Here is a 12647-nt window from a genome sequence, read left to right as displayed (position 1 = left end):
CATGAGGGACGATCTGGCAGCCATGTATTATTTTTTAGCAACAAACGGCGAAGGTTGTCGTCTATACAAGGAGTGATGCTTTTATTATACAAGGCTTGGAGGCTGTATCATTGATCGCTTATCGCAACAAATGGCTGCCGTACTTGTGCGCGCTGCTGCTGCTGTCACTGTTCGCGCCGCATGCCGCGGCGGCGGCCAAGCTCGCGGATATCTCCGTCTATTTGGACGGCGAGAGACTGCCGGCCGACGTCCCTCCGTATATCGATTCGAAGGCCGGCGCTACGATGGTGCCGATCCGCACCGTCAGCGAAGGCATGGGCGCGCTGATCGCCTGGGATTCGAAGTCCAGGCAGGCGACGATCAATCAAGGCGCCAATACGATCGTGCTCGTTAGCGGACGGCTGACGGCTGCGGTGAACGGCATTGACGTCCTGCTCGGCGCGACCGTCCAGAACAAGGCGGGCCGGATCATGGTGCCGCTGCGCTTCATCGGCGAGCAGCTCGGACTCAACGTCAGATGGGACGCGGCGGCGCGATCCGTCATTATGCAGACGCCCGCGGAGACGGGCGGCGGCTCCGGCGGCGGGGATAACGGCGGCGGAGATGGAGATGGCGGAGGCACGCACACCGCAGGCTTGCGCGGCGCATGGGTCGCCAGCGTCTTCAATATCGACTGGCCTTCGGCTGCCGCATCCGGCAAGGAGGCGCAGCAGAAGCTTGAATATGCGGCAATGCTGGACAGGTTCAAGGACATGGGATTGAACGCCGTATTTGTGCAGGTTCGTCCCGCAGCCGACGCGCTGTATCGTTCGAGCCTCGTCCCGTGGTCCAAGGTGCTGACGGGCAAGCAAGGAAGCGATCCGGGATACGATCCGCTGCAATTTTTGATCGAGGAGACACACAAGCGCGGCATGCAGTTCCATGCCTGGTTCAATCCGTTCCGGGCGAGCACGGACACGAAGACGGATACGCTCGCGCTCAACCATGTCGCCATCCTGCATCCGGAGTGGATCGTGACGACAGGGACGGTCCGGTATATTAATCCCGGCATTCCCGAGGCGCGCCAGCACATTATCGATACGGTGATGGAGGTCGTGAACAATTACGACATCGACGGCGTGCATCTGGACGATTACTTTTATCCGTCGAGCGGCGTGTTCAGCGACGATGCCACGTTCGCCCTGCACAATCCGAATTCGATCCTGCTCAAATCCGACTGGAGACGCGACAACATCAATTCGTTCGTCCGCGATCTGGGCACGTCGATTCACGGCGCCAAGCCGGGCGTGTCGTTCGGCATCAGCCCGTTCGGCGTGTGGCGCAACCGCGCATCCGATCCGACCGGGTCCGATACGAAGGCGAGCGTGACCGCGTACGACAGCATGTACGCCGATGTCCGCACCTGGATCAGACAGCGCTGGATCGATTATGTCGCGCCGCAGGTGTACTGGAGCATGTCCTACTCGGCCGCGCGCTACGACAAGCTCGTCGACTGGTGGTCAGCCGAGGTCGCCGGGACGGGAGTGCAGCTGTATATCGGGCATGCCGTCCACAAGGTAGGAACGTCGGAAGCCGGCTGGCAGAGCCCGGCCGAGATCGTTAACCAGCTTAAATATAACGAGGGCCACCCCGAAGTCGGCGGAGACATCTATTACAGCGCTTCCCCGCTGCTGCGCAACCCGCTGGGCGTTATACAGTCGCTGCAAGCTTATTATGAGAGCAGACCGTAATCATCGTGATTCCGATCCCCTTCGCGCAGGCGAGGGGGATTTTTTGGTTGTATGCGCTTGTTGGCGGGCGCGCCTTTTCGGGTATATAGATAGCATTTGACGGAGAGGTGCCGATGCCATGATTACGTTTGAAATGATCGCCTGCAAGCTCGTTATCGGCATTTTGGGGCTGTGGACGATGACGCGGCTGCTCGGCAAAAAGGAAATATCCCAGCTGACCGCATTCGATTTTGTATCTTCGCTTATGCTGAGCGAACTGGTCGGGAATACGATTTACGACAAAGACGTCAAGCTGGTCCATCTGCTGTTCTCGCTTGTGCTGTGGACGCTGTTGTCAATCGGTCTTGAAAAAATCGGCGCGCGTTTTTTTCGTTTCGGCCGCTTCGCCAGCGGCAAGCCGGAGCTGCTCATACATAACCGCAAGGTGCTGTACGGCGCGATGCAAAAAAACAATCTGGACTTCGACCAGCTGCATGCGATGCTGAGACAAAGCGGCGTGTTCGCCTTAAGCCAGGTCGAGTATGCCGTGCTGGAGACGAACGGCAGCCTGAGCGTCATGCTGAAGTCGGATCCGGAGGACGAATCGCGGTCCGATCTCAAGCCGCCGCAGCCGAGAGTGGTGCTCCCGGTGGCGCTCGTCATTAACGGCAACATCGATACGGCAGGGCTGCGCGAGCTCGGCAAGGACGGCGGCTGGCTCGTCCGCGAGCTGCTGGCCAAGGGCGTCGAGGATGTGAAGACGGTGCTGTATGCCGAGTGGAGCGAAGGCGAAGAGGTGCATGTCCAGTTGAAGGCGGATTGATCTGAGCGGAGCGAGGCATAGGGCCAAGGCGTATCGGGGGAAAAGGAAGGACGCTGCTGCGGTAAATGACGGGGCTGACGACGCTGCCGGCTTGCCTGCCCGGCGCATTGTGAGTTATAATTTGCTAGCCAATTCTATTAAAGAGGAGTATGAAGATGGGAAAAGTATTGATCTTCGGTCACAAAAACCCGGATACCGACACGATCTGCTCTGCGATCGCCTACGCGGCGCTTAAAAACAAGCTCGGCGTTGAAGCCGAAGCCGTTCGCCTCGGCAATGTCGGCGCCGAGACGCAGTTCGCGCTCGACACCTTCGGCGCCGCCGCTCCCCGTCTCGTCGAGACGGTAGCCGCCGAGGCCAAGCAAGTCATCCTCGTCGACCACAACGAGCGCCAACAGAGCGCGAGCGACATCGACCAGGTGCAAGTCATCGAAGTCATCGACCATCACCGGATCGCGAACTTCGAGACGAGTGCGCCGCTGTACTACCGTGCGGAGCCGGTCGGCTGCACGGCTACGATCCTGAACAAGCTGTACAAGGAAAATGGCGTCGCCATCGACAAAAACGTCGCTGGCCTGATGCTGTCCGCCATCATCTCCGACTCCTTGCTGTTCAAGTCCCCGACCTGCACGCCCGAGGACGTGGCTGCCGCTCGCGAGCTGGCCGAGATCGCCGGCGTGGACGCCGACAAGTACGGCCTGGATATGCTGAAGGCCGGCGCGAACCTGAGCGACAAGTCGATCGACGAGCTCGTCTCGCTCGACGCGAAGGAATTCACGATGGGCGCAGCCAAGGTCGAGATCGCCCAAGTGAACGCGGTTGACGTGAACGACGTGCTGTCGCGTCAAGGCGAGCTTGAGGACAAGCTGAACGGCATTATCGCGAGCAAGAGCCTCGACCTGTTCCTGTTCGTGGTCACGGACATTCTGAACAACGACTCGGTCGGCATCGCGCTCGGCAAGTCCGCTGCGGTCGTCGAGCAAGCATACAACGTCAAGCTGGACGGCAACAAAGCCGTGCTCAAGGGCGTCGTATCCCGCAAGTCGCAGATCGTGCCGGTGCTGACGGACACGTTCGCCAAGCAATAATAGATTAGCGTGCTGCAAGATACAAATAGAGGAACCGCCCGGCCATTGCGAGCCGGGCGGTTCTTTGCGTCTGTACCGTTATGGGCCGCCCCGGCATGCGTGCTGTCGATGGGAAGCGCTGGGCGAGCATCAGGCGCCTCTCAGTCGCTGCCGCCCAGTCCGAACGCCTCGGCGACGAGGCGATAGGAGCGCAGCCGCGCTTCAAAGTCGTGCGTGACGGTGACGATCATCAGCTCGTCGATGCCGAGCCGCTCGGACATCGCTTCGAGCTGCCGCTTCACCGTGTCCGGCGAGCCGACGATGCGGCGGTGGGCGCCGGCTTCGATCCGCATGCGGTCGTAATCGGTATACGGATACGCCTCGGCGGTCGCGACGCTCGGGAACCGGTCGAGCAGCCGCCCGCTCTCGAGCGACAGGAAAAACAGCTCGGTGCTCGAGGCCAGCCGCCGCGCCTCTTCATCGGTATCGGCGCAGATGACATAGACGGCGGCCAGCAGCTTCGGCGAATCGTTCAGCGCGGACGGCTTGAACCGCTCCTTGTAATGCTGAACCGACAGCTCGCTGTCAGGCACGCCAAAAAACTGCGCATAGCCGTATGCCGCCCCGATCTCCGCCGCGATTGCCGCGCTGCCGAAGCTCGAGCCGAGCAGCCACAGCTCGGGCGCCGTCGGAATCGAGGGGGAGGCCGTCAGCCCTTTGAACCGGTGCTTCTCAGGCAGCGCGTCGTTCAAGTAGCCGATCAGATCGGCTACCTGCTGCGGATAATTGTCGATATGGGAGACTTTGCCCTCCTGCAGCGCGCGCGTGGAGATCGGCATGCCGCCCGGCGCCCGCCCGAGCCCGACGTCGATCCGTCCGGGATGCAGGGCCTCGAGCACTCTGAAGTTCTCGGCTACCTTGTATGCGCTGTAGTGCGAGAGCATGACGCCGCCGGAGCCGACCTTGATGCGCCGCGTATTTGCCGCCAGATGGGCGATGAGCACCTCGGGACTCGACGAAGCGAGCGCATGGGAGGCGTGATGCTCCGCGACCCAATACCGATGATAGCCGAGTTTGTCGGCTTCCCGCGCCAGCTCGGTCGTCTCGTGCAAGGCGTCGGATGCGGTTCGTCCTTCCGCGATTTGGGACTGATCCAATATGCTTAGTTTCATAGGGACACCGCCTTTCGTAGTTAATTATGCATTCCACTTTATCTGTGCTATATAATCGCACATTTAATCTCAAAACGCCAGCGCAACCCGTCGCCAATGCCGCCGAACACGATACAGAGCGCGTTCGGACAGCTGGCGAACGCCCCGGACGGTTGGACTTTTTAAAATGAGTGAACTAATATAATGAAAGCATATGCCCGCCTCAAAACGGCGGCCTGAGCGGGGGACGAGCATCTTGGAGCTGAAGCTGCACGAACGGCCGGACGCCGGTACCTGGGAGCGGGCGCTCGCGCTCTACCATCAGTCCTTCGCAGCGGAGGGACGCAAGCCGGACGCGGTGCTGTCCCGCATGCTTGAGAGAGAATTGTGCGTGCTCGCCGTCATGGAGGACGCGGAGGAGCTGGCGGCGATGGCGATCTGCGGCGTGCTGGACGAGCCGAAGCTGCTGCTGATCGATTATATCGCAGTGCGCGCGGACTTGCGCGGGCGCGGCATCGGCGCCGACTTCGTCGGACGGATCGCGGCATGGGCGCAGCGGCTGAAGCTCCGCGGCCTGCTGATCGAGGCCGAGGCCGACGAGACGCCGGACAACGAAGCGCGCATGCGCTTCTGGGAGAAATGCGGCTTCGAGCGTACCTCGTACGTTCATCAATATATTTGGGTTCCGGAGCCTTACTCGGCGATGATCCGCGACTTCGATCCGGACGCGAGCCGTCCTGCGGACGGCCGTGCGCTGTTCAGACAGATTAGCAACTATCACAGGAGGTCGTTCAGATGACGGATGCTATCTATAAAACGTTGGACCGCGCCTATATGGTGAACTGGCTGGAGCGGCTGCTGGACTGCCCGAGTCCGAGCGGCTACTGCATGCAGATCACGGAGATGCTGCGGGCGGAGGCGGAGCGGCTCGGCTATGCGAGCGAGACGACGCCCAAGGGCAATGTGATCGTCACGGTAAAAGGACAGAAGGAAGGCCCTTCGATCGGCCTGACCGCGCATGTCGACACGCTCGGCGCGATGGTGCGTTCGATCAAGAGCGGCGGGACGCTGCGCATGACGCCGATCGGCGGATACGCGATGCAGACGGTCGAGGGCGAATACTGCCGCGTGCATACGAGAGACGGCCGCGTCTACGAGGGGACGGTGCTGTCCACGAAGCCGTCGGTTCACGTTCATTCGGACGCGCGGGAGTGGAAGCGGGACGAGGAGAACATGGAGATCCGCCTTGACGAGGATGTCCGCTCCAAGGAAGACGCCGCTGCGCTCGGCATCGCGCCCGGCGACTTCATCTCCTGGGATCCGAGGACGCGTATCTACCCGAACGGCTGGATCAAGTCCCGTCATCTGGACGATAAGGCGGCCGTCGCCGCCTTGTTCGGCGTCCTCGAATGGTTCAAGCGGACCGGCGGCACGCCGTTACGTACGCTCAGGCTTGTTTTTTCGACGTATGAGGAGGTTGGACACGGCGCGGCTTGGGTGCCGACCGACATCGAGGAGATGATCGCCGTCGACATGGGCGCGCTCGGCGACGATCTGTCCGGCACAGAGCGCGACGTATCGATCTGCGCCAAGGACTCCTCGGGCCCGTACGATTACGGCATGACGACCCGTCTCGTCGCGCTCGCCAAGCGGGAGGGCATCGGGCATGCCGTCGACATCTATCCCCATTACGGCTCGGACGCCACCGCCGCGCTGCGCGGCGGCGCCAACATCCGCGCGGCGCTGATCGGACCCGGCGTACACGCGTCGCACGGCATGGAGCGCACCCATGCGGACGCGATCGTCGGCACGGCCACGCTCTTGACCGCCTATGTCACCGACAGGCCCTAACCCGGGCGCAGGCGAGAGGCGGAGCGGGGGCGCTGTCCCCGAGCTTCGCGCCTCCCGCGACGTCCTCGCCGAGGTCAAAGCTCTCGCTCGCGTCCGGGCGAACCGGGGCGTTGCCCGACGCCTCGGTTCGCCGTTTGTCGTCTATACCGCGCTGCTGCTGGCCAAGCTGCTGCTGCTGCGGTATTTTTGCTTCGGCGAGGTGGCTTGGAGCCATATCGGGGCCGACGCCTCGGCCGTCGCCGTGCTGACCGGTCTCATCGCGCTTGCTCTGCCTGCCAGGGGCGGCCGGATCGCTTACTGGTGCCTGAACGCGCTCGTATCGCTGCTGCTGTTCGCAGCGGCGCTTTACTTCGCTCATTTCGGCTCGATGCCGACCTATACGGCGCTGCTGGAGCTTCATCAGGTGCCGCAGGTCAAGGACAGCGTCCGCTCGACGATGGATCCGTTATACGTCCTGTTCTTTCTGGACCTGCCCGTGCTGGCGCTGTTCGGCTTCGTCCGCCGACGTGTCCGCGCCCGGAGACTGCCTGCTGTCCGCTCGCTGTCCCGACGCCGCTGGCTGGCGCTGATCGTGATCGTCGCTTGCGCCGGCATATCCGCCGGCGGCATTCGCCAGGGCCTGGCCATCGACAACGAGCTGGCGGCCGCCGACCGCGAAGGCTTCCTCGGCTACCAGGTCATCGCGGCGATCCAGGCCGGCCAGGCGTCGCGGAGCGCCAATGCCGCCAATCTCGCCGATACCGCGAGCGAGGTCCGGACGCTGCAGGCGACCTACCCGTACCGCGACGCCGGTTCGTCCGGCAGCGGCGCGGGGCAGACGCAGCCAGGCGCGGACGGCGCCGCGCCTGCTTTTTTCGGCACTGCAAAGGGCATGAACCTGATCGTCCTCCAGCTGGAGGCGTTCCAGAACTTCCCGATCCATCTGTCCGTCGGCGGGCAGGAGGTGACGCCCGTCCTGAACAAGCTTGCGGACATGGGCTTTTACTTTTCCCGTGTGTTCCAGCAGATCGGCCAGGGCAACACGTCCGACGCCGAGTTCATGGCGAATACGTCGGTCTTTCCAACCGCCAAGATCGCGATGTCCACCGGCTACGGTGACCGGGCGCTGCCGAGCCTGCCAAGGCTGCTGCGGCAGAGCGGCTACAAGGCATATACGTTCCACGTCAACGACGTGAAGTTCTGGGACCGCAACAGGCTGTACCCGGCGCTCGGCTTCGACGGCTACTTCGACAAGCCGAACTACGTCAACGATCACTTCAACGAGTTCGGCGCCTCGGACGAGGAGCTGTACCGCTTCGGTCTGTCGGAGCTGTCCAAGCTCGGCGCGTCCGGCACGCCGTTCTATGCGCAGTTCGTCACCGCATCGAGCCACTTCCCGTTCAAGGTCCCGGCGGACAAGCAGCGGCTGACCGTACCGGCGTCTCTCGAGGGCACGCAGCTCGGCGACTATCTGATCGCCGCGAACTATACCGACTACGCGATCGGCCGGCTCATCGACGGCTTGAAGGCGGACGGACTGTGGGACCGCACGGTGCTCGCCGTCTACGGGGATCACTTCGGCCTGCAGCCGGACGACAACGACCCGGCATGGGTCGGCGAGACGCTCGGCATCCGGTACGATTCGCGCATCTCGCGCTTCAATATTCCGTTTATCGTGCATGTGCCCGGCCAGCAGCAGGGAGAGCCGATCAAGCGGGTCGGCGGCCAGCTCGATATGATGCCGACGATCGCCAATCTGCTCGGCGTGCGTCCGGCGGATGGGAATATCGTCGCCTTCGGCCATGACCTGCTGAATATCGAGCACAACATCGTCGGCAGCCGGTACTATTTGCCGACAGGCTCCTTTTTTAACGATCAGGTGCTGTTCGTGCCGGGCACCGGCTTCGACGACGGGACGGCCGTCTCGCTGGACACGCTGGAGCCGGTCGGAGATGTGGCACCGTACCGCCGGGATTACGACTATATCATGAAGCTGATGGGTCTCTCAGATCGGTATGTAAGGCTGCTGCCGAAGCGGTCATAGACCACATGCATTAAAAAAACGGCAGCTTGATCGACTTGCGGTAGAGCGGATAAAGCCACTTGACACCGAGCGAGGTGAGCGTATCGGCGACCAGATGGGAGGCATAGCCGGCCGCGCCGACGACTGCGAGACCGGGAATGTCCAGCCCGCTCTCCGCCTCCCGGCCGAGCCAGTACCAATAGAGCAGCGCCCACACGGTATGCGTCATGCCGCGGTGCTTGAGCCATGGCGCCCAGGCCGTATAAGCGCCCAGGCCGATCAGCCAGACGTCGCCGCCGCGCGCGCCGGCGACGGCGAGGCCGATGCCGACCAGCGAGACGAGGCCGTTGCGGATCGTGCCGGAGGAGACGGACATGAGCACGAGCATGAGCGGGATGCCGACCCAGACGAGCAGGAGCGGCACTGTCTGACCCGTAGCATACAGATAGGCGGCGGCGGCCGCCGCGATCGCGCCGCCGCCGAGCGCGCCGCGGTGGATGGCGCGGGACAGGCCGCTTAGCTTGGCGCTGAGCATGTTCGTGCCGTCCAGATCGGGCGCGAGCGCAGACAATCCGGCCGCGGCGATGTAGGCGGCCGATTGGACGGCCGTCGGCTGATGGTAGACGGCCGCAGCCGCGCCGATGACGAGACCGATCGCCAGATGCGTGGAACCTTTCATAAACAATACCTCCGTCGTGCATGCTGGGCCAACGAAGCGATACCGATGCGTCATGAAGCGGCATGCGAACATTTGTTTGACTATTATACGCGCTGGACGAATATTGCACAACCGCGCTATGCTAGAGCCACCATGGACGAGAGGTGATGAGGATGCCGAACAAAAAAACGCGGCCGCAGCCGAGAACGAATGCGGGAGCCCGGGAGGAAGCCGCCGCGCCGCAGTCTACGCTGAAGGATCTGCTGAGCGCGGACACGCTGCAGAAGCTGAAGGAACGCGCCGAGTCCATCAAGGCGGAGGAGCGCGAGCGGGCCGAGGCCAAGCGCGCTGCCGAAGAAGCGGCGAGAAAAGCGGAAGAGAAGCGACTTGCCGGCGACTTCGGACATCTGCTGGACAACAGCGGCCTGGATTGGAAGTCGTTTAAGTAAGCGGGCGCATGACGCAATAAGGACCGATCGGCCGCGAGCGGCTACGATCGGTCCTTATTGCGTCATTATCGGCGAGCTGGCGAGCTGTTATTTGTAGGAGAGCGTGTCGACCATAGTGGCGACGACGTCCTTGTACTTATCGACCTTGCCCGGCTCTGCCGTATAGGTGATGATATACGCTTTGTCGCTCTCGATTACGGCCGCCTGCTGCCAGTGCAGGTCTAGCTGGCCCTGCTTGCCCGTATATTCCAGGAAGAACCCTTTATCCTCGGCGGACGCCCTGGATTCGATCAGCTTAAAATCGGTTATCATCTTCTCGAGCGCCTGCTTGGTCTGGTCGGCATATTGCTCCATCGTGCCCGACTCGGCACCGGTCAGATCCTGCACGACGATCGTTACGTTCTCATGAAAAGCGTCGTCCGCGCTCTCGGCAGGAGAGAGGAAGGCCGCGGTAACGCCCGGCACGTTGTTCTGCGTCGTCCAATCCTCGGGATATTGCATACTGACGCCGCTCTCGGCATCTTCATATAAGAGGTAGCCCGGTTGAACCGCAGTATCCGGCGAAGCGGCGGCTTCGCTCCCGGACGGACTCGCGTCCGGACTCGATGCGCTCGGCTCGGGCGCGCTCGGACTCGCGCTAGCGATTGCCGACGCCGAAGCACCGGACTCCGCAGCGCCCGCATTGTCGTCGTTTTTGCCGCCGCATGCAGCCAGGACGACCGCCAGACCGAGCGGCGCCGACCATTTCAGCCAGTTTTTCGTATGCTTCCATTGTTTGTTCATTTTTGTTTGCCTCCCTTTATGGATTGAGTATGGAAAACGGCATTGACATTGGAATTCCCTGTTAAACTTACACCGCCTGCACGGCAGCTCAAACCGTTTTTCATCACATTAAGGAAAACTTTAGGGAATGCGTTTTATTTTGCTTCCGTCCCGCGCTCCGTGTTAAGGTACAATAGTGGGCCGCCCGAGCGGGCGCTCCCCGCTCCAAGTCTAGGGGGATTGCGTGTGAGCGACATCATTAACAATGCGATCGATTGGCTGCTGGAGACGACGAATCTGCAGGGCTTCTACGTGCTCCTGCTCACCGTGCCGCTGGCCGTCATTCAAGGCTTCTTCGGCATCTTCCCTTTCTCGACGCTGATCTTCCTGCAGATCTCCGCGCTCGGCCTGGTCAACGGCCTGATCACAAGCTGGCTGGTCGGCATCGCGGCATCGCTGGCCGTCTATTATGCCTGCAAATATTTGTTCGCGGACTGGTTCGACCGCAAGATGAAGGCGAAGGCCGGCCGCTACGAAAAGTGGCAAAACTATTTTATGAAATACGGCGTGTGGTCCATCATCTTTTTGCGTACGCTGCCGATCATGCCCAACAACGTCATCTCCTTCATGGCGTCGTTGTCCAAAATATCGAACCGCGCCTACCTGGTCTCGTCGCTCGTCGGCGTCATGTCGCATATCTGGCTGTTCGGCATCGTCAGCTCGTCGATACTGTTCCCCGATACCGACATTCATGTGCTGATCGGCTCTTATATCGCTTTCTGCCTCGTGCTGACCGGCATCTTCGCGGCCCAGCTGCTGGTCGAACGCAGGAGAACGAGGGGCGTATGACAGCAACGGCACGACCACAGCAAAGGAGCGGCAAGATGGCTAAACGATTCAAAAAGTTTTATATCGAAGTGACGAGCGTGTGCAATCTGTCCTGTTCGTTCTGTCCCCCGACCGAGCGCCAAGCGAAGTTCATACGGGTCGAGGACTTCGCCTATACGCTTGATCAGGTCAAACCCTTCACGGATCATATTTATTTGCATGTCAAAGGCGAGCCGACGCTCCATCCGAAGCTCGATCAGCTGCTCGACATCAGCGGCGACAAAGGCTTCAAGGTCAACCTGACGACGAACGGCACGCTGCTGCACAAGGCGGGTCCCAAGCTGCTCGGCAAGCCGGCGCTCAGACAGATCAATTTCTCGCTGCACAGCGAAGGCGTACATATGGAAGGGCCGAACAAGCAGGCATATGTCCGGAGCATTCTCGCGTTCGCCAGGGAGGCTGCGGACGGAGGCGTCACGATCTCGCTACGGCTGTGGAATCTGGAGACGGACAATGCGGAAAATACGGCGCGCGGCCGCAACCGCGATATTCTGGCGCTGCTCGAACAGGAATTCGGACTCTCGCAGCCGATCGAGGAGAGCTGGGAGCGGGGCAAGGGGCTGAAGCTGGCCGAACGCATCTACCTCAACCAGGATCACGAGTTCAAGTGGCCGGATCTCGCGGAGCCTGAGGAGGAGGAGCGCGGCTTCTGCCACGGCTTGCGCAACCAGGCGGGCGTGCTATCCGACGGCACGGTCATTCCGTGCTGCCTTGACGGCGAGGGCGTCATCAATCTCGGCAACATTCATGAGCGATCGTTCGCCGACATCATCGAAGGGGAGCGGGCGACGCGCATGTACGACGGCTTCTCGCGGCGCGAGGTCGTCGAGGAGCTGTGCAGAAAATGCGGCTATCGCCGCCGGTTCGGCGTATCCGGCGGCGCCTGACGGAATCGTGAGCCTCTCGCAGCTATCGGCGGGCGGCTTTTTTCATGCGCGCACAACGGGCTGCCGGCGATGGGCTCGTCCGGCGCTGCTATCGTAGACAGCCTATAGCGGACCCGGTTGTTCCGAAGGCGGGGGAAACTGCGGCTGCAGCAAGCGATCTTAAGGCATGTCAGGGCGATCCCCCTGACTTTTTTTATTTTACAAAATAAATTTAAAAATCGCGTTTTTCCGTGAACATCGGACAGGCCTGCGCCGTCTAATGATTGAATGTCAAAAATGACGAAACTTGTCCGGCGAGCCGGAGAAAAGGAGGGTTGCCGAAGCAGTCGCATAGCCGGATGCCAGACCGAAAGCAGCGCTAGTCCTTGACACGCAAGTGATCGTTGGAAAGCCGCATGGA

The 12647-nt window shown here is 61.5% G+C and carries 12 protein-coding genes; 9 read left to right on the top strand and 3 right to left on the bottom strand.

Annotated elements, in window-relative coordinates:
- The first annotated feature begins 110 nt into the window (after window positions 1-110).
- The 3 genes from VQ071_RS18780 (at window position 111) to VQ071_RS18770 (ending at window position 3620) form a co-directional block, all read left to right on the top strand.
- Window positions 111-1730 carry a family 10 glycosylhydrolase gene (locus VQ071_RS18780; RefSeq protein WP_340515677.1) on the top strand — a complete coding sequence of 540 codons (1620 nt, stop codon included), beginning with the start codon at window positions 111-113 and terminating at the stop codon, window positions 1728-1730.
- Window positions 1731-1848: 118 nt separating this feature from the next.
- Window positions 1849-2532 (top strand): DUF421 domain-containing protein, encoded by a 684-nt coding sequence (locus VQ071_RS18775; protein ID WP_340515676.1) that lies wholly within the window; start codon window positions 1849-1851, stop codon window positions 2530-2532.
- A 155-nt stretch (window positions 2533-2687) separates the two neighbouring features.
- Window positions 2688-3620, top strand: coding sequence for a manganese-dependent inorganic pyrophosphatase (locus tag VQ071_RS18770; RefSeq protein WP_340515675.1), 933 nt, complete (start codon window positions 2688-2690; stop codon window positions 3618-3620).
- Between the two features lie 140 nt (window positions 3621-3760).
- Here the strand turns inward: VQ071_RS18770 and VQ071_RS18765 are convergent, their stop codons facing one another.
- A complete protein-coding gene (locus VQ071_RS18765; protein WP_340515674.1) occupies window positions 3761-4771 on the bottom strand; it encodes an LLM class flavin-dependent oxidoreductase in 1011 nt (336 codons plus the stop codon).
- Between the two features lie 235 nt (window positions 4772-5006).
- Between VQ071_RS18765 and VQ071_RS18760 the strand changes: the two genes are divergently transcribed.
- The 3 genes from VQ071_RS18760 to VQ071_RS18750 are packed head-to-tail and all read left to right on the top strand — an operon-like array spanning window position 5007 to window position 8624.
- Entirely contained in the window at window positions 5007-5549 is a 543-nt protein-coding gene (locus VQ071_RS18760; RefSeq protein ID WP_340515673.1) for a GNAT family N-acetyltransferase, read from the top strand.
- Window positions 5546-6601 (top strand): M42 family metallopeptidase, encoded by a 1056-nt coding sequence (locus VQ071_RS18755; RefSeq protein ID WP_340515672.1) that lies wholly within the window; start codon window positions 5546-5548, stop codon window positions 6599-6601. The genes VQ071_RS18760 and VQ071_RS18755 overlap by 4 nt, the downstream gene beginning before the upstream one ends.
- Window positions 6582-8624, top strand: a complete 2043-nt coding sequence (locus tag VQ071_RS18750) for an LTA synthase family protein (RefSeq protein WP_340515671.1) — start codon at window positions 6582-6584, stop codon at window positions 8622-8624. The genes VQ071_RS18755 and VQ071_RS18750 overlap by 20 nt, the downstream gene beginning before the upstream one ends.
- Window positions 8625-8634: 10 nt before the next feature.
- On the opposite strand, the gene VQ071_RS18745 is transcribed toward VQ071_RS18750, so the two are convergent.
- Window positions 8635-9282 (bottom strand): metal-dependent hydrolase, encoded by a 648-nt coding sequence (locus VQ071_RS18745; RefSeq protein ID WP_340515670.1) that lies wholly within the window; start codon window positions 9280-9282, stop codon window positions 8635-8637.
- A 152-nt stretch (window positions 9283-9434) separates the two neighbouring features.
- Here VQ071_RS18745 and VQ071_RS18740 point away from each other — a divergent pair, with 152 nt between their 5' ends.
- The gene (locus VQ071_RS18740; RefSeq protein ID WP_340515669.1) at window positions 9435-9710 is read left to right on the top strand and encodes a YqkE family protein; all 276 of its coding nucleotides are present in this window, start codon (window positions 9435-9437) and stop codon (window positions 9708-9710) included.
- An 87-nt stretch (window positions 9711-9797) separates the two neighbouring features.
- Here VQ071_RS18740 and VQ071_RS18735 read toward each other — a convergent pair whose 3' ends face one another.
- Window positions 9798-10493, bottom strand: a complete 696-nt coding sequence (locus VQ071_RS18735; RefSeq protein WP_340515668.1) for a PsbP-related protein — start codon at window positions 10491-10493, stop codon at window positions 9798-9800.
- A gap of 225 nt (window positions 10494-10718) precedes the next feature.
- Between VQ071_RS18735 and VQ071_RS18730 the strand changes: the two genes are divergently transcribed.
- Window positions 10719-11321 (top strand): TVP38/TMEM64 family protein, encoded by a 603-nt coding sequence (locus VQ071_RS18730; protein WP_340515667.1) that lies wholly within the window; start codon window positions 10719-10721, stop codon window positions 11319-11321.
- Between the two features lie 35 nt (window positions 11322-11356).
- The gene (locus VQ071_RS18725; protein ID WP_340515666.1) at window positions 11357-12247 is read left to right on the top strand and encodes a radical SAM/SPASM domain-containing protein; all 891 of its coding nucleotides are present in this window, start codon (window positions 11357-11359) and stop codon (window positions 12245-12247) included.
- The last annotated feature ends 400 nt before the right edge of the window (window positions 12248-12647 follow it).

The sequence above is a fragment of the Cohnella sp. 56 genome, assembly GCF_037963805.1.
Lineage (GTDB): Bacteria > Bacillota > Bacilli > Paenibacillales > Paenibacillaceae > Cohnella.
The sequence above is the reverse complement of the archived record's forward strand: the minus strand, read 5'-3'. Positions and strand labels throughout refer to the sequence as shown.